Origin of the sequence: Nostoc sp. (assembly GCF_036916655.1) — a bacterium.
Classification (GTDB): Bacteria; Cyanobacteriota; Cyanobacteriia; order Cyanobacteriales; family Nostocaceae; genus Nostoc.
In genome coordinates, this window is sequence record NZ_JBALFY010000025.1 from 167,339 (window position 1) to 188,997 (window position 21,659).

General features: G+C 43.5%; 17 protein-coding genes and 1 pseudogene. 6 read left to right on the forward strand and 12 right to left on the reverse strand.

Features of this window, described 5'->3' with window-relative positions:
• Positions 1 to 106 precede the first annotated feature (106 nt).
• The 5 genes and pseudogenes from psb34 to V7L31_RS07750 all read right to left on the reverse strand — a co-directional run bounded on the left by psb34 (position 107) and on the right by V7L31_RS07750 (position 3,449).
• Positions 107 to 286 (reverse strand): photosystem II assembly protein Psb34, encoded by a 180-nt coding sequence (gene psb34, locus V7L31_RS07735; RefSeq protein WP_334695702.1) that lies wholly within the window; start codon positions 284 to 286, stop codon positions 107 to 109.
• A 214-nt stretch (positions 287 to 500) separates the two neighbouring features.
• Positions 501 to 1,358 carry a thiazole synthase gene (locus V7L31_RS32555; protein ID WP_442944380.1) on the reverse strand — a complete coding sequence of 286 codons (858 nt, stop codon included), beginning with the start codon at positions 1,356 to 1,358 and terminating at the stop codon, positions 501 to 503.
• Positions 1,347 to 2,570, reverse strand: a pseudogene (gene thiO, locus V7L31_RS32560) (glycine oxidase ThiO); the annotation flags it as partial. The pseudogene thiO and the gene V7L31_RS32555, both read right to left, overlap by 12 nt.
• Before the next feature lie 125 nt (positions 2,571 to 2,695).
• The gene (locus tag V7L31_RS07745) at positions 2,696 to 3,094 is read right to left on the reverse strand and encodes a hypothetical protein (protein ID WP_334695704.1); all 399 of its coding nucleotides are present in this window, start codon (positions 3,092 to 3,094) and stop codon (positions 2,696 to 2,698) included.
• Positions 3,095 to 3,110: 16 nt separating this feature from the next.
• Positions 3,111 to 3,449, reverse strand: coding sequence for a 2Fe-2S iron-sulfur cluster-binding protein (locus tag V7L31_RS07750; RefSeq protein ID WP_334695705.1), 339 nt, complete (start codon positions 3,447 to 3,449; stop codon positions 3,111 to 3,113).
• 75 nt (positions 3,450 to 3,524) lie between these two features.
• Here V7L31_RS07750 and cimA point away from each other — a divergent pair, with 75 nt between their 5' ends.
• Entirely contained in the window at positions 3,525 to 5,180 is a 1,656-nt protein-coding gene (gene cimA / locus V7L31_RS07755; protein WP_334695706.1) for a citramalate synthase, read from the forward strand.
• A gap of 414 nt (positions 5,181 to 5,594) precedes the next feature.
• On the opposite strand, the gene V7L31_RS07760 is transcribed toward cimA, so the two are convergent.
• Positions 5,595 to 5,828 carry a hypothetical protein gene (locus V7L31_RS07760; RefSeq protein ID WP_179065172.1) on the reverse strand — a complete coding sequence of 78 codons (234 nt, stop codon included), beginning with the start codon at positions 5,826 to 5,828 and terminating at the stop codon, positions 5,595 to 5,597.
• A 160-nt stretch (positions 5,829 to 5,988) separates the two neighbouring features.
• Here V7L31_RS07760 and V7L31_RS07765 point away from each other — a divergent pair, with 160 nt between their 5' ends.
• Positions 5,989 to 8,163 (forward strand): NAD(P)/FAD-dependent oxidoreductase, encoded by a 2,175-nt coding sequence (locus V7L31_RS07765; protein ID WP_334695707.1) that lies wholly within the window; start codon positions 5,989 to 5,991, stop codon positions 8,161 to 8,163.
• A 49-nt stretch (positions 8,164 to 8,212) separates the two neighbouring features.
• Here the strand turns inward: V7L31_RS07765 and V7L31_RS07770 are convergent, their stop codons facing one another.
• Positions 8,213 to 9,754 carry a hypothetical protein gene (locus V7L31_RS07770; protein WP_334695708.1) on the reverse strand — a complete coding sequence of 514 codons (1,542 nt, stop codon included), beginning with the start codon at positions 9,752 to 9,754 and terminating at the stop codon, positions 8,213 to 8,215.
• Positions 9,755 to 10,957: 1,203 nt separating this feature from the next.
• Here V7L31_RS07770 and V7L31_RS07775 point away from each other — a divergent pair.
• The 4 genes from V7L31_RS07775 to V7L31_RS07790 all read left to right on the forward strand — a co-directional run bounded on the left by V7L31_RS07775 (position 10,958) and on the right by V7L31_RS07790 (position 15,910).
• The gene (locus tag V7L31_RS07775; protein WP_334695709.1) at positions 10,958 to 12,412 is read left to right on the forward strand and encodes an aminotransferase class V-fold PLP-dependent enzyme; all 1,455 of its coding nucleotides are present in this window, start codon (positions 10,958 to 10,960) and stop codon (positions 12,410 to 12,412) included.
• Positions 12,413 to 12,724: 312 nt separating this feature from the next.
• Positions 12,725 to 14,011, forward strand: a complete 1,287-nt coding sequence (locus tag V7L31_RS07780; RefSeq protein WP_334695710.1) for a sulfite oxidase — start codon at positions 12,725 to 12,727, stop codon at positions 14,009 to 14,011.
• A gap of 88 nt (positions 14,012 to 14,099) precedes the next feature.
• Positions 14,100 to 14,891: a sulfite exporter TauE/SafE family protein gene (locus V7L31_RS07785; RefSeq protein ID WP_334695711.1), complete on the forward strand. Its 792-nt coding sequence runs from the start codon at positions 14,100 to 14,102 to the stop codon at positions 14,889 to 14,891.
• A 26-nt stretch (positions 14,892 to 14,917) separates the two neighbouring features.
• Complete coding sequence (locus V7L31_RS07790) at positions 14,918 to 15,910, forward strand: RNA ligase (ATP) (RefSeq protein ID WP_334695712.1); 993 nt, start codon at positions 14,918 to 14,920, stop codon at positions 15,908 to 15,910.
• Positions 15,911 to 15,950: 40 nt separating this feature from the next.
• Here V7L31_RS07790 and V7L31_RS07795 read toward each other — a convergent pair whose 3' ends face one another.
• From V7L31_RS07795 to V7L31_RS07815, 5 genes are all read right to left on the reverse strand, one after another.
• Positions 15,951 to 17,450 carry an Ig-like domain-containing protein gene (locus V7L31_RS07795; protein ID WP_334695713.1) on the reverse strand — a complete coding sequence of 500 codons (1,500 nt, stop codon included), beginning with the start codon at positions 17,448 to 17,450 and terminating at the stop codon, positions 15,951 to 15,953.
• A 46-nt stretch (positions 17,451 to 17,496) separates the two neighbouring features.
• On the reverse strand, positions 17,497 to 18,267 hold the full coding sequence (locus tag V7L31_RS07800; RefSeq protein ID WP_334695714.1) for a TIGR03943 family putative permease subunit: 771 nt from the start codon (positions 18,265 to 18,267) through the stop codon (positions 17,497 to 17,499).
• 116 nt (positions 18,268 to 18,383) lie between these two features.
• Complete coding sequence (locus V7L31_RS07805) at positions 18,384 to 19,436, reverse strand: permease (RefSeq protein ID WP_334695715.1); 1,053 nt, start codon at positions 19,434 to 19,436, stop codon at positions 18,384 to 18,386.
• A gap of 609 nt (positions 19,437 to 20,045) precedes the next feature.
• Complete coding sequence (locus V7L31_RS07810; RefSeq protein WP_442944381.1) at positions 20,046 to 21,053, reverse strand: WD40 repeat domain-containing protein; 1,008 nt, start codon at positions 21,051 to 21,053, stop codon at positions 20,046 to 20,048.
• Between the two features lie 138 nt (positions 21,054 to 21,191).
• On the reverse strand, positions 21,192 to 21,488 hold the full coding sequence (locus V7L31_RS07815) for a hypothetical protein (RefSeq protein WP_334695717.1): 297 nt from the start codon (positions 21,486 to 21,488) through the stop codon (positions 21,192 to 21,194).
• Between the last annotated feature and the right edge of the window lie 171 nt (positions 21,489 to 21,659).

The window sequence follows — 21,659 nt, forward strand, 5'->3', positions numbered from 1 at the left end:
ACTTTGATTCCTCGCCCAATTTTAACAAAAAATAAAAAAGCAGGCCCCTATTAAAATTGGAACCTGAAAAACTATAAAGATCAAATTTTCTTAAAGTGTTTTACGATTAACTACTTTTAGAAACAAAGAAGGCGACTATAATCAAGCCTACAACCAAAGCTGTAGCGGCAATTCCTAGTAGGAGATAAGTTCGCTTTTGTCCTTCTGTGGGAGGTTCTGCTTGATAAACCTTTGGTTCCCGAGCAAAATTATTCAGAAGACCGCCTTCTTCATTGGTATAGGGCATGAATTAATTCCTTTATCTTTATCGTTAATTTAATGTTACATAAATGCTAAATCTGCTCTTAAACTGCTAGATAAATCGTTACATTAGGGATTGGGGATTGGGGATTAGGAATTTTGAGCTAGATGAATGAGTCTTTGAACTCTGTTAATTAAGTTTTTAAGGTAGATTAATGAGTTCTAACTCTTCCCAGTCCCCAGTCCCCAGTCCCCAGTCCCTAACTAGTAATCGTCCCAGTCAGAGGAGAACTAGGACTAGCGTAATCTTTAATAGGCATTCTGCCAGCAAGGTATGCTAGGCGACCTGCAACTGCTGCCAAATTCATGGCACGGGCCATTGCTGCTGGGTTGGGAGAAAGAGCGATCGCACTATTAATCAACAAGGCATCTGCTCCCAATTCCATTGCCTGGGCGGCTTCTGAGGGTGAACCAATACCAGCATCTACTACCACTGGCACACCTGCATTTTCAATGATGATTTGGATATTGGCAGTTGTTTTCAGCCCTTGTCCAGAACCAATTGGCGATGCCAAAGGCATTACTGTCGCACAGCCTACTTCTTCTAAACGCTTGGCTAACATCGGGTCAGCGTTAATATAGGGCAATACTGCAAAGCCCTCTTTTACTAGTTGTTCTGCTGCTTGCAGCGTCCCAATTGGGTCTGGGAGTAAATACTTAAGGTCAGGTATCACTTCTAACTTGACAAAATTATTATCTTCCTGCCCTAACAATTTCGCCATTTCTCGCCCCAAACGCGCTACCCGAATCGCCTCTTCAGCAGTTTGACAACCTGCGGTATTGGGTAACATCCAAATTTTCGTCCAATCCAAAGCTTCTGCTAAACCTTCATGTCCAGGAGCCTTGGTTTGTACCCGTCGGACTGCTACGGTGACGATTTGGCAATCGCTGGCGGCGACGCTTTGCTGCATTTCCTCGATGCTGCGATACTTACCAGTTCCCGTCATCAAGCGGGATTGGAAAGTTTTTCCAGCAATAATCAAGGGGGAGTGGGGAGTAGGGAGTGGGGATATAGCAGAGTGATGCCCGTTGGAGAAATTAGCAGAGTGAGTCAGCATTGGGGTGGAGGTAGATGGCTTGGACTGGAAGCGCGAATAGTGAAAATTAGCAAGTAGAGGGTCAGACTTTTGTTCCAAGATGAAATCGGCAATCAATGCGGCAGTTATGGGCGCAAGTAGAATTCCGTTGCGGTAATGACCAGTCGCCAGAGTTAAATTTTGACAGTGGCTAGTGCCAAGGATGGGTAATTCATCGGGGGTAGCTGGGCGAAATCCCCACCAAAATTCTTGAATGGGATAATGCTTTAGTTGCGGATACAGCCGGATAGCAGCTTGTAGTAATTTTTGAATACCTTCTGGAGTGTTGTTGGGGATAAAGCCAACGTCTTCGCTGGTTGCGCCAATCACGAGGCGATCGCGTCTTGGGACGATGTAAATATCCTGCCCAAACAAAACCCGCTTCAACGGCAATTCCGGCGAAACTTCTGGTATCCGCACACTCAGCATTTGTCCTTTTCTAGGTAGCACAGGTAGCGGTAACAATTCATTTGACCAAGCACCTGAAGCTAAAACATAGTGCGCGGCGTGAATCATTCCAGCATTGGTTTGTACACCAACCACTTGCCCTTGCTGCTGTAAAAATGCTTCTACTGTAATGCCGTCTTTGAGTTCGACACCAATAGACTCTGCCGCCGTCCACAGTACGTGAGCCAGAGCCTTATTATCAACTTGTGCGTCTTCAGGATACCACCAACCACCAACCACGTCTGCTCCCAATCCTGGCTGATATTGATGAATTGCCTCTTTGTTTAACCAATAAGCTGGGGACTCTTCGCTAGCAGAGGGGCACAGGGGCAGAGGGGCAGAGGAGAGAAGTTTTCCCTGCTCCCCTGCTCCCCTGCTCCCCTGCTCCCCTGCTCCCCTGCTCCCCTGCTCCCCTGCTCCCCTGCTCCCCTGCTCCCCTGCTCCCCTGCTTTCTTCAAAGACGGGTACAAGGATACCACAGGCACGGTAGCCAGTATTTAAGCCAGTCAATTCTTCTAATTTGCGCGTCCAGTCGGGATATAAGGCACGCGATCGCCAGCACAAGGAACGCATTGCCCCCGCCGGGATGTTTTCTGCATCTGGTGCTAACATACCGGCGGCGGCGTGGGTAGAGGCAGCCTGAAAGTCACGACAAAGCACGGTGACGTTTGTCCCGCGCAGTTTTAGTTCAATGGCGATCGCCAAACCAATAACGCCGCCACCAATAATTACAGTCTCACTAGTCATTAGTCATTAGTCATTGGTCATTAGTCATTGGTCATTAGTCATTAGTCATTAGTCATAACTCATAACTCATAACTCATAACTCATAACTTATAACTTATAACTCGTAACTAAAGACGGATCGAGAGTTACCACAAGGCGCGAATTGGTTCGCTGTTTTGATTTGTATCGCTGGATGGGGTGTTTGTGTCGGAATTATTTGTACTACCATCTGTTGTACTGTCAGCCGGTGAGGTTGAGTCAGTGGAAGGATTCTGGGCAACACTACTTCTGTTATCAGGTCTTGGGGCTACAATGCTGCGCCTGTTTTCGTTTGTTTCAGTTTTTTCATTTCCTTCAGTTGCAGTTTCATCATTCTTGCTGCCTGCACTGCTATTAACATTGATATTAGCTGGGAGAACTTGGGATTTTTTTTCACTGGGAGCGTTAGCGGTTTGTACTCCCATCGGAAAGTTGATGCCTAGTAACGTACCAAGCAGAATGGCCAAACCTCCAGCCATCAAAATTAAGGGTGTCCATCTACCCATCTTGTCTTACTCCTTTTTAACCTTTTGGTGTCCACACTATTCGAGAACCTTGTCCCCAAAATCCATCAAACTTTGTCACTTTCACATCGCCTAAAACCTGAGTTTGACAGGCTAAACGTAAGTCTGTTGCGGGAAAATGGGGAGGAAGCGAACGCCGCGCAGGGTCGCGCCAATTCGCTGCTGATACTTTGCCCTCTACCTTAACTGTACAGGTACCACAACTGCCAATGCCCCGACAGTTTATTACCCTAGCACTGCCATTGTAGAGTTCAATACTATTTTGCAGCAAAATTTCTCGGAGATTGCTTCTTTGCTCACAATCAATTGTTTTACCTTTAGCTAGTACTTTAGGCATTTTTAAACTGCCAAAATGGCTTTTTGTTGTATATTGACACATTGCCTTGAAAGTTGTCTCGTCGATCCCAGTTTTATGACCACAAATTCATCACCTCAACTTTGGCTCTATGACACTACATTACGGGATGGCACCCAGCGCGAGGGGCTATCAGTATCGATAGAAGATAAGTTACGCATTGCCCGTAGACTCGATCAACTGGGAATTCCCTTTATTGAAGGCGGTTGGCCTGGTGCCAATCCCAAGGATGTACAATTTTTCTGGCAACTTCAAGAAGATCCGCTAAAACAAGCTGAAATTGTGGCTTTTTGTTCGACTCGACGCCCCAACTCCACCGCTGCAACCGAACCGATGCTACAGGATATTTTAGCTGCGGGAACTCGCTGGGTAACGATTTTTGGCAAGTCTTGGGATTTACACGTGACAACAGGACTCAAAACGACATTAGAAGAAAATTTGGCGATGATTCGCGACACAATTGAGTACCTCCGTTCTCAAGGTCGTCGGATTATCTATGATGCCGAACATTGGTTTGATGGCTATAAGCACAATCGAGATTATGCTTTACAGACATTAGAGGTGGCGATCGCATCTGGTGCTGAATGGCTAGTTCTCTGTGATACCAATGGCGGCACTTTACCCCACGAAATTAGCCAAATTGTTCAAGATGTTGTCAGGGTGACTGGGGACTGGGGACTGGGAACTAGGAAAGACTCTTCCCAATCCCCAATCCCTCAAATTGGAATTCATACTCATAACGATTCGGAAATGGCGGTTGCTAATGCAATAGCCGCCGTGATGGCCGGGGCAAAGATGGTACAGGGCACAATTAATGGTTATGGAGAACGTTGCGGCAATGCTAACCTCTGTTCGTTAATTCCCAATTTACAATTGAAGGCGGGTTACAGTTGTATCACAGAAGACCAGCTCACCCAACTTACAGAAGCTAGTCGTTTTGTGAGTGAGGTTGTCAACCTTGCGCCAGATGAACATGCCCCTTTTGTCGGACGTTCGGCTTTTGCCCACAAGGGCGGTATTCATGTATCAGCCGTGGAACGTAATCCCCTAACTTACGAACACATTCAGCCGGAACAAGTCGGGAATCGTCGTCGCATTGTGATTTCTGAACAGTCTGGACTGAGCAATGTTTTAGCCAAAGCCCGCAGTTTTGGCATTGAATTGGATCAGCAAAAGGCAGAAGCGAGGGAAATTCTTCAGCGCCTCAAAGATTTGGAGAGTGAAGGATTTCAATTTGAGGCAGCAGAAGCCAGTTTTGTACTGTTGATGCACGAAGCTTTAGGAGATCGCTGGAAGTTTTTTGAAGTCAAAGGTTTTCAAGTTCACTGCGACTTAATTGAGGGGAAAGAAACTAGCAATGCCCTAGCTACAGTCAAAGTCGCTGTTGATGGCAAAAATATTCTGGAAGCGGCGGAAGGTAACGGCCCTGTAGCAGCGTTGGATGCAGCTTTACGCAAGGCTTTGGTAAACTTTTATCCCCAAATCGCAACCTTTGATTTGACAGATTACAAAGTGCGGATTCTCGATGGGCATACGGGTACTGCGGCCAAAACCCGTGTGTTAGTAGAGTCAGGTAATGGCCGTCAACGCTGGACGACGGTAGGGGTTTCTAACAATATTTTGGCGGCTTCCTATCAAGCGGTAGTGGAGGGACTGGAATACGGTTTGTTGTTACACTCCCAAGCTTCAGCAGCGGTGAAAGCTTCTAGTTGACAAAAGGGGTATGTATAGTGGCTCTCATTTGGATGTAATACACAATAAGGGACTTCCAAGAAATAAATTATCCAATCTTGTGGGGTGGACAACATGAGCGCCTTTGGTTACTGGGCTCTCGTGTCGCCCACCCCACAATAAATAGTTGGATATTTTTTTATTTGGAAGTCCCTAAGAGAGGCGGAGCCTCAACGACGAGCATTCCCAGTCTCCGACTGGGAACGAGATTTAAAACGCTAATATGGTTAATCTAGTGGCTTCTGTGCCATGAACACAAAAATAGTAACCCAATTGTTACTTCTATACCTATATACCTAAAATGCGTAGGCGCAGCCCGCCGCAGGCATCGCTAATATTTAGGTGCAAACTGAGAAATCTCATGCTGCGACCAAAACTTCATCATAATAAAAGGTTTTAGGAGAACTTTTCCCATGATTGGGCAACTAATTGGCTCAACCAGCGACGCTGCTGCTGATCCAGCAGTGGATCATCTGCTAGTAACTGAGCGGTTAATTCTTCCAAAGATTGACCCTGAGCGCGGACAACTTTAATTACTCCAGCGATCGCAGCAGCAACTAATTCTTCATCAATCGGCTGTTGTCGCAGAGCAAAAATTTCCTGGGGACTGTCTGGAATGGGATAATTCATGGCGTGGGTTTACAGAAATACAAAATGAACAATAAATTCAACAAATTCTTAAAATTTCTTTACTGAATCTTTACCAAACTAATAGGGCGGAGTTTACCTTACTTTGTGCCTGAAGAAAATCTGTCTTAGTGAGTAGATTGATCGGAGATATCAGGAAACGATGAGAGAAATCCTTTATTTAGAAATTCCAACTCCAGATATGGCAACTGTGCGTAGCTGGCTACAAACAGATTTTGAACCTGGAAATGGAGAAAAATTGCTTACCTCGGAAGGCTTTCGCCTCAAAATACCTAGTGCTACTACACCTGCTGGCACGGCTCTTTCCGAAAACTTGCCTGCGGAACTTTCGGTATTTGTCTGGTCAGTACAACGAACTACCTATCTGAAAGTGTTTCGTTGGGCAGAACAACCCTTTCCCGGAGAGGGACAAATTCTGCGACACCTAACCAAAGAAATCAGAAGCCGTTTTCCGCATCATTACCCAGAACCGCCAGCGATTGATTTATCCCAGCAATCGATTTTTGCCGCGCTAGCCTCTGCTTACCCCCTCACGGTCAAGTATTTTCAGAAAATGCCCAACGGTGAATATGACCTCACACGTGCCTATTGGTGGGAGCAACGATGGCGCGAAGGGGTACGGAATCCACAGCAACCGCGTCAAGTGGTGTTTTCGCAGAGGAGCAGGGGAGCAGGGGAGCAGGGGAGCAGGGGAGAAGTTGCAGGAAGTCTTTCCTCTCTGCCCCTCTGCTCCTCTGCCCCTCTGCCCCTTGTGTCCCATGCCCAATACGACATAATTTATATCGGCGGCGCATTAGGTGCGATTCATGCAGCACTGATGGCAAAACTGGGATATAAAGTCCTGCTGGTGGAACGAATGCCCTTTGGGCGGATGAACCGAGAATGGAATATTTCGCGCGATGAGATTCAAAGCTTGGTTAACCTGGGTTTAGTCACCCCCGCTGAGTTAGAAACCATCATTGCCAGGGAATACAAAGATGGATTCAATAAGTTTTTTGATGCGAATAATCCAGCCAAACTGCGATCGCCCGTCCTCCACACGCCTACAGTCCTAAATTTGGGCTTGGATTCCGAAAAATGGCTCCAAATGTGTGGGCAAAAGCTGCAAGCCGCAGGTGGCGAAATCTGGGATGAAACAGAGTTTATCCGTGCAGATATTGATATATCACAAGTCATTTTGAAAGTCAAGCACTTACCCAGTCAGGTTGAAAAACAAGTAAGTGGACGACTGCTAATCGATGCAATGGGAACTGCATCGCCCATTGCTTGGCAATTAAATGGTGGTCGTGCTTTTGATAGTGTCTGTCCGACAGTGGGAGCAGCAATTGAGAGCGGATTTGAGCCAGGAGTATGGGATTCCCAATATGGAGACGTTCTTTACAGTCATGGGGATATTTCGCGGGGAAGGCAGTTAATTTGGGAATTGTTTCCTGGGGCAGATGATGAACTGACGATTTATTTATTTCATTACCACGAAGTCAATGCTGAAAATCCTGGTTCTTTGCTAGAGATGTACGAGGACTTTTTCACGATTTTGCCAGAGTATCGCAGGTGCGATATGGACAAATTGGTGTGGAAGAAACCGACATTTGGGTATATACCGGGGCATTTTAGTATCGGAAGTAGTGATCGCACAGTTGCCTTTGATCGATTGATGGCGATCGGTGATGCGGCATCACTCCAATCTCCCCTGGTCTTCACTGGTTTTGGTTCGCTAGTTCGTAACTTAGAGCGCTTAACAACACTGTTGGATACTGCTCTCAAACATGACTTGTTAAGTTTCCGACACTTGAACCAAATTCGCGCTTACCAAAGCAACGTTTCCGTGACTTGGTTATTTTCCAAAGGCATGATGGTGCCCACAGGGAAATTTTTACCGCCGCAACGGATTAACGCCATGCTCAACACCTTTTTTGGACTGTTAGCAGACGAACCGCTAGAGGTAGCAGATAATTTCATCAAAGATAAGTGTGATTGGTTAACCTTTAACCGCCTAGCACTGAAAGCCGCCAGGAAAAATCCTGCCTTGCTTTTATGGATTTGGGAACTTGCTGGCCCTAGAGATTTAGTGCGATGGCTTGGTAGTTATTTCAACTTCGGTCGTCATGCCCTAGTTAGCGCTTTGCTGAGTCCGTGGTTTGAGCGCTTCTTGAATCGGGTAGGTTTTTGGCTAGAACCCCGGAATCCAGGCTTGTGGCTGTGGCTATTGGCGATTAATTATGCGATCGCTACAGGCAAACCGCGATCGCACAATCAAGTTGCAAAAACTAACCCACAAGCCATAATTCCGAAGTCAGAAGCAAGAATTAGTCATTAGTCACTTTATTCTCCCAACTCTTGTACAGACGCGATTAATCGCGTCTCTCTCAACTCTTGGAGCGAAAATTCGGTAGTTCCACAGATGCCAATGACTTACGCCCCTTGGGTGGACGCTGGGGATAAACTACTGGTGAAGGTGAATTGGCATCATTAGTGTTATCACCTGATGACTCTGAGGACAAATCAATTGTTGACAATTCCAAATTCGTCAATTGTGAAACTTCTGACCAGTAGTCTTCAGCTTCTCCAACAGGCGTTTCGGTGTGAGTTGGAGTAGAGGGAACCAGTAAGTTATTTGCTGGTGAAAGCACAGAGTCCGTCGTCCAAGAAGTGGAGGTAGTTGCAGGAGGATTAATTTCTGCTTCTACCGACTCCTTGTGTGGATTTTCTAGCTCCTCATCGTCTTCTAAGATTGTTGCTAAAGTCTCCCAGATCGGCGCATCACCTACATCCGTTTTCGCAGCAGGTGGTGGTGATGCAGATGCAGGCTGGGAGGTGAAAAACATTTGAATTAGACTATCTAATTGCTGATCTAAATTATTTGATGAACCCGAAGATGAAACAGCTTCCGCCGTATTTGGGGAATCATCAACTTCTGGAGATGACTCTGGTTGTGTCGGTGTTGGCGTATCTTTCTTAACTGTCCAGCTCCAAGGAGATGAGGGCGTCGGTGGGGCTTCATTTCTTTGGAATGGAATTGGTGCTGAAGGTTCGCCCCAAGAATTATCTAGATCGTTATTCAAGGATTCTGCTTCTGCTGACCAAGGTGTAATTGGCTGTGCGTTAGGAAACAAAGACCGAGCTTTTCTAGAGAATCTTCCTTGGCTACTAGTTATGTCTTTAGGATGTTTTGCCGCATCCTCTAGGGAGTCATAGCTAGGAACCGATGTATCTAGACATTTTTCCAAAGCTGCTTTAAATTGCAGCGTTTGGCGTTGTTGTCGCATTAGTCTAGTACGTAATTCCCGACAAACATTTTCTGACTGCAATAACTGCTCAGACTGTTCGTTGTTGTTAGTGTGTAGCAACGTACATTCTCGCTCTAACTGCGCCAGGCGTTGTTGGCTAATTTGCAGCTGTGCTTTATAAGTATCAGTAAAAATTTCCTGGCGCTGAATAGTTTGTACAGCGATTTCTAATTGTTGAAATAGAGATTTTATCTGTTCTTGAGCGGCAGCGAGTTCCTGAGTATGTTGGTTGAGCATCGACTCACTAACGCTAGAGCGCGTTTTTTGCCACTGCAAAACCTTTTCTGACTCAGCTAGGTTATCTTTTAGCTGCTCTACTTGTTCATACAAGTTATTGTTAGCCGCACGTAATTCTTCGTTCAATGCCAGCAGGTTTTGAAACTCCGAGTCAATAAGTGCTTGTTTACCGCTTTCCGGCTCTGCAACCCAGTCCTGCTGGATGGTATTTTGTGAAAATTGTGTATCTTCAGCTGGCATGAGGAGTGGCAGCTTTTTAACTGCCATATTGTCATTAGGCACAACTGAGTAAAAGGGACAACTCGCCTGTTCTGATTGTGGCGAATTAGCAGAATTTAGGGATTCCATCACAACCCCCTTATTTGAGGTGTCAGCTTCATTCATCACTCTTGACTCACCTGCTTAAAAATATTCAGCAGTGCTGGCATTAGCATTGCTTATCAACTCTGTCTAATCAGGGTTTGCTCTAGAAGCTAAGTTTAACTCTCTCCAAGCACCAGCAATTAATTATCAATTGGTGTTCCCCATTTTGTATCTAGACTGATGCCGTTATAACACTATGATGCTCTTTCCCGTCAAGGATAGGCAGAAAGCGAACTCCGGCGATCTTTGAGAATAGGCAAGAGAGAGGAGAAACGCGATAGTTAAAAACTAAATTATATTAGCTGAGGAAGTTTTTCTATGTGAAAAAACTGCCTAAACATATACTTTATTGTTTAAAACCGCATCTGTCTTTAGAAATAAACAACAAATGTGTTTTTAAATACATTTACATACTGGCTTATTTCTTACTTAGGATATATCTCAGTACAAGTATCTTATATTCAATAGTGATTCTGTAACAATACGGTTTGGTTAATGGCTACTGGCAACAATTTTGGGTTTTCCATACGCGATTTATCGCTGTCAAGACAAGCGTTTTGAGCTTCCAAATACAAAAATACTCAACGACTTCTTGTGGGGTGGGCGTCTCGCACGCCCGTATCCAAAGGCGACTTAAGATAAAAGCCTCTTCAAATCTCGTTTTCAGGCTCCGGCTGGAAAATTGCTATTTAATGTTAGCAAACAACTAAGAGCTTCTACTAGAACTAAAATGTTAAAAAATTCTGCTGCCAACGAATAAATACTTATAAAGAGTTGTTGAAGAAGTAGTAATACATCTAAGTGTATTCATGAAACTTTTTTAAAGAGTAATCTCAACTTAGTACTGGCTTTTATCTGGGTAAATGCAGTTCTAGTAAGCAATTATCGGCTTAGTTCGTCAGGGGTTTTTCTCTTAACTTACCTTGAATGCGTCAAGTTTGTTTAATGATTACAAGAAAATTATTTAAAGTATACTTAACTACTTAATAACATTATTTACATTGTATTTTTATTAACAATAAATATACAATAATTAAGTATTAACATGGATACACTTTTTAATCATTTTGTTAAAGAATAATTTATGTAACCGAGTTTTCCACTAGTGAAAAAGTAGTTATAAAGACTATGATTACTGCCATTAAGATGGTTTGGGTGTGAAATAAAGCGTTATGGCAGTTAGGCTTGTCCAAAAAATTCAATTTTAAAATAGGGGTGCTAAAGATGACCGATATACTTGCAATAGGTGTAAATATCAAGCAAGAAGCTGCCAAACTATCGCTGTCGTCAGAAAATTTTGACAGTTTTTGGGACAAAGAAATCAGACCGTTATTTACAGATGAGTCTCTATTTTTCAAGGTTAAAACTCTCAACGGAAACTATATCAAGTACGTAAACTTGGATAATGGAGCTACAACCACTCCCTTTGCAACCGTCAAGCAGCATGTGGACGAAATGCTTGACACTTATGGCAGCGTACATCGAGGTTCTGGGCAAAAGTCTATCATCACTACACGAGAATATGACGCTAGCCGAAACATCATTCGAGACTTTGTAGGGTCATCTTTAGACAACTATGTAATCTTTGCGAAGAATACAACAGAAGCAATTAATGGAGCCGCGACACTTTGGGCAAAAAAACCGGGGAAAATCTTAGTTTCTGATATTGAGCATTCATCCAACCTACTGCCTTGGGTGACTAGAGACGAAGTTGTGCAGTATAGAACTCAGCCGGATGGAAGTGTAAGTGTTGCAGAAATTGAAGATATCTTCAAAGCACACCAAAATCTCCCCGAAGCCGAGCAAATTAAGTTAGTAACTATTACAGGTGCTTCGACAATTACAGGTTATAGACCTCCGATTTACGAGATTGCAGCTTTAGCACATCGGTATGGCGCGAAGATATTTGCTGATGTGTGTCAGTTAATTCAGCATGAACGAGTAGATATGCGTGCTGATGATGACCCATGTCATTTAGATTTTGTGGCTTTCTCTGGACACAAGATGTATGCTCCTTATGGAACCGGGGTTTTGCTAGGGCCAAAGGAATTTTTTGATAGCTCTTACCCTTATCAAATTGGTGGTGGAAACCTGCCTTATATCACCAGAAATTTAGAGATCAAGCGTTTTTATACAGAAAGGGCCCACGATCCTGGAACACCAAACGCAATGGGTGCGATCGCCATTGCCAAAGCGATTGAAATTATCGAAGCAGTAGGGCGCGATCGCATTGCTCAATATGAACACTCTTTAGTTGAATTTACATATACACGGCTGGGGATGATTACGGGTGTCAAAATGCATATTCCCGGAGATAATTTAGCCCATGTTATTCCCTTCGATATTGATGGGTTTGACGGACGCTTAGTAGCAGAGATTCTGGCACAAGAATACGGCATTGGCGTTCGGGCTGGGGCTTTCTGCACGTATGAATACATTCGCAAACTCAAGAATGTTTCAGACGAGCAAGACTCCGAAATTGCTCAGGAAGTAGACAGAGGAATTACGCGCAACATTCCTAGTATTATCCGAGCCAGCTTTGCAGTATATAATACATTAGAAGACTGCGATCGCTTTATAAATGCGATCGCTCAAATAGCTAAAAACGGATTTGCTCATTATTTGCCCAACTACACACAAGATCAGATAACTGGTGTTTGGACAGCGATAAATGGCTAATCTCGCCTCTTCTTCTCGCCAAAAAATATATGGCAGTAGGGGCACGGCAATGCCCACAGGTGTCAAGTTAAGCTACTTTTGCTTAACTGTTGGCTTCCATGCCCGCCCGGAAATAAATTTCCGGGCTAATAGCTTAAGTCTACTGAAGTAGACTAGAGATTTTTGGCGATATTTAGTCATCTTCAGATGACTTTAGCTATGAGACGGGAATTTCAATTCCCGGCGGGCAAGCGGTTTCGCATTAAGTTGACACCTATGAATGCCGTGCCCCTACCCACTGAAAATTACAAATAATTAAAAGGGGGTAATAGCTTGAGCGATGAAAACCTCTTTGACCAAGAAGATTATTTACAGACACGGGTTGAGCAGTGCATCTGGCAAAAAAGCACAGATGCGGGTATTTCGCGCCAGCGCTTTCTGAAAATACTAGCTACTATGGTTGGCGCAACAGCCATTGGGGGATTGGCTAAACCTTCATCTGCTCACAGTCAGACAGCTGTTAAAACTAAAGGCAGTAAAATACTTAAGCCATTACCACCAGGGTATATCTCTCATAGCAAAGGCACATTAGAGATGAACTGGGAAACGATGTATGGGCGTGGTTATTTAGTACCTAATGACTGGTTCTATGTTCACAACCGCAGTACACCTCCCCCGTTTGACCCGTCTACGTGGCGTTTGCAAATTCATGGAACTGGCGTTTCTGCACCTTGCGAGTTTACTTACGATGAAATCATCGCCATGCCATCCGTCTCAGTCACTTGTGCCATTGAGTGTGCTGCTAATGGTCGGCGCTTCTTTGAAGAAGCTTACAACACACCACTTCCTGGAACACGTTGGAGGCTTGGGGCGATTGGTGTGGCTGAGTGGACTGGTGTACCACTTGGTATGTTATTAGAGCGGGCTGGATTGAAATCCACAGCCAAAGATGTACTCGTAGAGGGTGCAGATGTAGATTCGCTGGACTCAAAAGAGACAAATAAATCCAAGTTCAGCAGTGTAGTTCCAATTAGCAAAGCATTAGCAGATAACTCGCTCGTCGTCTACGCCATGAATGGAGAACCATTACCTCCAGATCATGGTCAGCCTTGCCGTGTCTTATTCCCTGGCTGGGGAGGAAACGCCAACGTAAAATGGATTGAGCGGATTGAGGTTTCTGAAACACCGATATATACCCAGTGGGTAACAGAACAGATGGTGCTAGTTGGTGCAGACTACCCAGCGATCGCACCGTATAAAGGTAAGCTGATTACCTATCAAAATGTTAAGAGCGCTTTTGAGTTGGCTTGGCCAGCTAATATTTCGGCTGGAAACCGTTTACTACGTGGACGTTCTTGGTCTGGGAAAGGAAAGATTGCACGTGTAGAAGTCAGCCTGGATGGCGGCAAAACTTGGCAATTTGCACGACTGAGAGAACCCAATTTTCCATTTGCGTGGGTACGCTGGGACATTGAATGGAACCCACTTCCTGGGGAATATTTTCTCCAGGCTCGTGCTACAGACAATTTAGGTAATACACAACCGATTACAGTTCCGTGGAATGATTCTGGATTGCTCTACGGTGGCGTTGTTAATCATCCGGTGACAGTACGGGGATGAGGGAGCCTGGAAGAAGCAAGGGAGAAAAGTTTTCCCCTCTTCCCAATGCCCATTCAGCACTATCAGTTGTCTAGAAAAAGAATTATTTATGATTGATTTTAGTTGGTTGATTTTAGTGAGTGGCGGTTTAATATCGGGAGTCATCGCTGGACTTTTAGGAATAGGTGGCGGTATTATCACAATTCCTCTTTTAGTCACACTAGGTTATACTCCCGTTCAGGCGATCGCTACTAGTAGCCTTGCTATTGTGATTACTTCAATTTCTGGGAGTTTGCAAAATTGGTGGATGGGCTACTTTGACTTTAAACGAGTAATCTATTTAGGAATTCCAGCTTTTCTAACTACTGGAATAGGTGTATATTTTGCCAATAAAATTCCATCCTATATAATACTCTTTACATTTGGCATCATACTACTCACTAATATCTATCTAATTGAGCTTCGTAAACAACTAGCCTTTAAAGAAATAGAGAATACACCCCCAGTATTTAACCCATTAGTTTCTAAAATTGGCACTGGGGGAGCAGCAGGGATTTTAGCAGGTTTATTTGGCTTAGGTGGCGGTACGATTATGGTTCCGTTGCAAATGTTATTACTGGGAGAAGAAATTAAAGTAGCAATTCAAACTAGTTTAGGTGTGATTGTCATCACTGGTTTAGCTGCCTGCACAGGACACACGTTAGAGGGAAATATTCTGTTTGCTCAAGGTATAGTTTTGGGATGTGGTGGTCTTTTAGGCGTTCAGATGAGTACTCGCACGTTGCCAAAACTACCAGATTATACTGTGAGTTTAGTGCTTCGTATTTTCTTAGGAATACTATCAATTTATATTTTTTGGGAAGCTTGGATAAATTATCAACAAATAATTACTATTTTGTAATTTCGATGTTTTCAAAGAGGTGAGCTATGAGTATTTTTAAAGTTGAAGTTGTCAAAATCAACAGCATTAATCCTCATCCCAATGCCGATCGGCTAGATATTGCCTCTATTGAAGATATGGGGTATCAAGTAATTATAGTCAAAGGTAAATTGCACCCTGGAGATTTAGCTTTTTACTTTCCTATTGATAGTGTGATTCCAGAAAATTTTTTAGATGAGTTTGGTATTCGTAACTACTACTCAAAAAAACTACGTGCTGCCAAACTTCGCGGAATTTTTTCTGAGGGTTTGCTTATTCCCGTTGGTAAAAACTTTACAGGAAATGTCGGAGACGACTACACAGAGTATTTTGGTGTCACAAAGTACGAATATCCAATACCTCAAGGGATGAGTGGAGAAGCAGAAAATGTTATTGGACATTACAAATTCCCCAGTCCAGAAAACCTAAAACGTTACAAAAACATCCTCATCGAAGGTGAAGAAGTTGTTGTAACAGAGAAGTTGCACGGAACTAACTTCACTGTTTTAGTTGATGCTGATGGCACAACTAAAATTGGTAGCCATAATTACTTCTGGAAAAACAGCGAAGTCAACAAAAGATTAGTTTATATTCGTGCTTACAACGAAAACGAAGCTTTCCAGAAACTTCCACCAGGAACTCAGATTTTTGGAGAAATCTACGGCGTACAAGATATCAAATATGGCTTGAATAATGGGAACATTGGAATTGCTATATTTGCTGTGCGTCGCGGCAGTTATTTTCTCAATTACAGCGATTTTGTGGCTTTTTGCGAGGAGTTTGCTTTGCCAAAAGTACCTATGCTTTATATCGGTGCTTACACTTGGGAAGCGGTGTCTCAATTCAATAATGCCAATAGTGTAGTCAGTCCCGACTGCATCATGGAAGGCGTTATTGTGCAACCAGTCATTGAGAAAACGCATCCAGAAATAGGTAGAGTAGTCTTAAAGTTAATTAGCGATCGCTATCTGCTCCGTAAGGATGGAACTGAACTCCATTAGGTTCAGCTGAACTGCCGAAATCGACTTACGAATTATCCTCTCAAGGTAGCCATCGGGGATGAAACCCGGCTAAGGGGAGTTGTTCTGGTTTAATTTCAACAGTCGTAGCATCAGCGATGGGCAATAGAGGCATCAACCACAGGCTACTGGTAGCTATGGTATCTCCATCATCAGTTTTTAAAGTGTTTGGGGGTAATGATGCTGTGGTGTTTGTCTGCGGTACTACTTGGTCAAATAACAAGCCCAAACCGTCGGATGATAAACTCATTTGCACATTCCGTTGAGCGGGAGGCAGTACTAACAGTGGTTTCTGTTGTCCGGTTTTCAGATCAATTGCCACCACATAAGGCTGTTCTATGTATTGTTCCTTGGATACTAGCTGTGTCAGCAAACAATAGAGAGTGGGTGAGGCGATGTCGAATTGGCAACTGACAATTGAGCCTGTTGTTTTTACTAGTTGTTTCTGCACACCTTGGTTTGTCACTAAAAACAAATCTCGCGTGTAATCTGTATTAAACCTTACCATTGCTGCTTGAGAGCCATCTTTAGAGAAAGCCTGTACCAAACCAAACTGCGGCAGAAAATCTAAAGGTTTACTTGCATCACCTTGCAGTGGTAAAATCGCTGCCCCCTGTCCTTGGGCAACTGCAACAGCTTTACTGTCAGGCGTGATCATAAAGTCTCCGCCTGGTTGGCTTTTGAGGCGTTTCGGGACGGGTTTTTCTGCGGAAGCGTCACTGGTTGCTGGCATAAACCAGAGTCCAAAGTCGCCAGGATTATTTTTGTTTCCCCGTTGGATGACAATAGTTTGTCCATCAGGAGATAAGTCAAATTTCAGATTTTGATAATCTTTACTATCTAAAGTCAGGTCAACTTTGCCTTCTGGTTCTGCTTTTTGTCCAGATTTAGCAGAAACGCCTGTTGTCACTGTATATATTTGGGCTGAAAGTAAGTCTTGATTGTTTGCGGCGCGAGCAGAAAATAAAATTTTCTCCCCATCAGGAAATGATTCAAAGTCTATTACTACCAAGTCTTTAGGGGTAAGTAGCCTTTTTTGTTCTTGGGTCAAGTTGTAAAGAACTAACCGCCCTTTTTCTTCTTTATCAGTGCCGATATAAAGGATAACGCGATCGCGTGTACGAAAGCTACCCGTAAAGGGCTGTATCAGGCGATTGTTGCCCTCTTGCAGGGCAAACTTATCTTTGGCTCCCTGTAAATGCACTTTATAATTCGTGCCATAAGGTGCTGGTGTTAGCAGTGTATAAACCATCCGCCGCCCTGCCCAACTGTATTTACCTGCGAGGGGTGGCTCAATTTTCAAGTTATCCTCGACGCTTTTGATTTCCATTGGGCGGCTGAAGGTGAGGGTGAAGGAATTATCTTCTGCCCCAATTTGTTGATTTTGCCAAGTGAATTCCCGGACACGAGCAGTTACCACATCACCTTGTAAGATGATTAACCCAATCAGCAGACTCAGCAGTAACATTAATGCGATCGCGATCCGATCTAGTGGTTGAATAAATGTTTTAGATTTAGTCATTGGTTATAGGGCATTGGGAATTGAGCATTGGGCAAATGACTAATGACTAATAACTATAAGGATTTTGGGGTTGAGGAATCTTTTTGAGAGAAGTGGCAGCAATGGTAAGTTGGCGTTTACCTGACAAATTTTCTGTCACCATTTGTCCTTCTACTTCCAGCCAGGTATCAGCGCCATAAGCCTCTTGATTATTTAGTTTGACGGGCAATCCCACAGGGTAAGCATCTGCTGCACAGCAAGTTAAGACAAATCTTGCTAAGAACAAATATTCTTTTCCTAGATCCTGCGGGTGAATGACAAATCCCTGTACTTTGACTTTTTGTCCTGTATATGTATCTGGTTCTGGATAGACATTGACAGTACGCACCCAGTCTACAAGCGATCGCTCTTCTGGGCGAACGGTAGCGCGAAAGGCTTGAGGCTTAACACGTGTGCTTCCCAATAAATCAGTCGTTACACCTCTTTGGAGTGCTTTGTCACTAGCAAAAACTTGCGGTGTGATCATAAAACCTAAAATCGCCGTAGTCAATAACAAAGAACTACCCCAACCAGGGGGAAATAAACTAATATGCGGGGCGTTTGATGTCACATCATGGCGACGGCGTTGCCAAAGTTCCTGCATCTTGAAGAAACCAATAATAATCAAGCTGATACCAGTCACAACCACGAACCAAATGTAATTTGGGTGAATCAACAGGTTCAGCTTGTTAGTTAACCAATATCTCAACATCAAAGTTCCCCAAGCTGTAATTGCTATAGCATCCAGCCAAGGGAGTAACAGATTTGGGATTTTAGATTTGGGGGTTTTGTTAGTCATTAGTCATTAGTCATTGGTCATTAGTGAGTCAGCACGGTCTTGGGGGTTTCCCCCATGAGTGACTGAACCCGTAAGGGTCATTGGTCATTAGCAAAGGACAAATGACAAATAATTTTTTAAAAGACGTGCAAGTTCAGGAAAAGGGTGAACACAAATGTTAATTGTGCTGCTAAAGCAAATAGGTAAAAGACCGTTTTGGGTTTAAAAATGGATAACATCAAACCAATACCTTTGATGTCAATCATTGGCCCAAATACTAGAAATGCCAACAATGAACCACTGCTAAAGGTTGAGGCAAAAGATAGGGCGAAGAAAGAATCAACTGTAGAACAAATTGACACCACTACTGCTAATATCAGCATGACCACAATTGAGGTAATGGGGCCAGCACCCAAACTGAGAATTAATTCACGGGGAGCGAGAACTTGAATCGCTGCTGCGATCGCACTTCCTACAACCATGACTCCACCGAGTTCTCGGAATTCTTGGATGCTATTATCCACCACTAGACGCAGTTTCGCTGCTAACGGTTTATTGGTCGTAGACGCTGAGGTAGGCGGTACTAAATTAGCATCTATCCGCAGAGGTATACCTGCTTTTCCTCCTAAGATATAAGTCCCAGATTGCAAGAGATTTGGTACTGTTGCATCCTCTTGCGCTTGGTAACGCTTCCCACGGCGCTTGGTTTCAGGCGGCGCGGATGGGTTAAACTTCATATAACGAGCGATCGCAGGCTGAATTATCGGATTTAAGTCCTTTTGAAAACTGAAAACATACCCGATAATTGTGGCAATTGCTAGAGAAAATACGACTCGTAAGACTACTATTTCTGGCTGATCTCGAAATGCTGTCCAAGTTGACCAAATTACAATTGGGTTAATTGTTGGTGCTGCTAGCAAAAAACCAATTGCCACTGGTGTGGGTACTCCCTGAATCAGGAACCGCCGCGCTACCGGTACATTCCCGCACTCACACACCGGAAATAAAAAGCCAATCATGCTGCCAACTAAAGCACCCAGCAGCGGATTTGTGGGCATTTTTTCTACGAGTTTGCGCTCATCAACAAAAAATAGCAGCAAACTGGAGAATAAAACCCCAAGAAGCAAAAAAGGCATCGCCTCGACTAGCAGACTCAGAAATAGCGTAAAACCATTGTTCAATTGATTCATGGGCGTCGCAGTCAAAAGCGGTTTTTAGTTTTAGGGTTCTGCCTAGTCATTCTATCGAAATGGGGATCAAAAGCAGTTCGGGAAAATTAAACATTATTTAAGTAGCAAGTTATCTAATGTTTGAAATTGCGCTTCAGCGCTATAAACCTTTGCTTTAGCCAAGATAGTGATTTTTACTTGAGTGCATTTACTGACGATGACCATTTCTAAGATTGTCTAAGTTCAAAATTTGTTCCGGTCTAGAGGGCAAGTAGCTGCATAGATGATTTGAAATTCCCTATGTTTATACTTACAGTAATTTCCTGGATTAGATATTAGCTCGGCTCTATTTTCATCAAGTATTCACAGTTATGCAACATTTGGGGTAGGCGTAGCCCGTTGTAAACATCGCTCTTGGTTGCGACTATCATTGATTTTGGCTTGTTTTGGCAAGATTTTATCCGATCCTTGATTGATTTTTTACTATAACAACTCTAAAAAGGCAAGACCAAATTTTAGCAAATATGGTAAATGCTGAAGTCCCCAGGCCCTTTTCGGTCAAAATATAAGACAATCTAGAACCCCGACTTCTTAAAGAAGTCGGGGTTCTACTTCACTAGTAGTTCGCGATTATTTACGTTTTACTGGAATCCCCCAAATCTTGATTTGTCGATCGAATCCACCACTGGCAAGAATTTTACCATTGGGACTAAAAGCGATCGCACTTACCCAGTCTGTATGTCCACTCAGGGTATTTATTAATTCGCCTGTAGTTAAATTCCACAATTTAATTCCATCTCTGCCGGCACTGGCAAGGGTTTGTCCATCAGGATTAATAGCGATCGCATTTACCCAGTTATTATGTCCTGTAAAGGTGCGGACTAATTCTCCAGTATTAATATTCCACTGTTTTATGGTGCGATCGCGGCTAGCACTAACTAATGTTTCTCCATCTGGTGTAAAGATAACAGCGCTAACAGCATTAGAATGAGCTACTGATTCACGGATTAATTTACCAGTACTCAAATTCCACAGCTTGATTACACCCTTATTATCACCACTAGCCAAGGTCTGCCCATCAGGACTAATAGCCAGGGTATAAATCAAATTATCAAAGCTGACTAGAGTCCCTAGAGGGCGCTGCTGTAGCAAATCCCAGAGACGAATCCCATCCAAAGCTCCACTGATGAGAATTTTACTATCAGGAGACACCGCTAAAGATAATACATTACTGGTATGTCCAACAAAAGAGCGGCTAAATCTAAAATTTTTCAGGCTCCAGAGGTTAATCGTGTTGTCATCACTACAGCTAGCGAGGGTTTGACCATCTGGCGAAATTACTAAAGATTCTATGGCTGCTTTGTGTGCTTTGTTGATATCCGCCAACTTTTTGCCATTTGTTGGATTCCATAGGCGAATTATACCCTCGTTTTCTGCACCTCCACTCGCAAGAATTCTGCTATCTGGACTGAAAGCAAGGGATTTGACGGTTCCGTTATGTCCTCTAAGTGTGTAAAGTAATTGGGCATTAGCAAAGTTGCTAGTAGCTTGGGAGTTTGGCGTTACTTCAATAGCAGCATGAGCCTGATGAATGTAAAACCCTTTCCAGATAGTCACTGGAAGGGCAACAGCTGCCATAAATGCCAAAATAATATACGGCCGCAGAAAATTACCGCCACCTCTTCCCTCACTACTCACTCTTTTTCCTCACTTTTATAAATACAGTTAAACCCAAATTAATTTTGCAGAGTTATTTGGTAATAACTCTGCAAATTCTTAAAGAGGCGGTTTTTTCTTAGAAACGCTTAACATTGGTAAGGGCGTACTAGAAGAAGAAGGAGAGGGCAAATAATGTTGCGCTACAGGTTCCTCTGGTAAAGGACGACGCTGCTGGAAACGCCACAACTTAAAGCCTAGCGCTATCCCTGCCGTTCCCAAACCAAAAGCAAACAAAGACCAGCTATCATTCAATCCGCCAATCAGGGCATCCATAACGCCCATCGTCATCAATACACTGATTAATGGCTCTTTTCGGTAGGTTGACTTCAAAAAACGAGGTAATACAGCATTCATCACAGCTTGCTTGGTTCCTGTTCACCTTTTGTGTATATTTACCAAGAATACCTCACCCGTAATTTGCCTTTATCATCCAAGGCAGACACTAATTTATGATTTTCTTTAGTAGGGGAGGAAGTTTAGTCATTAATCGCCTTGCATCGGCTAGTTGCAAGTCTATGATATTTC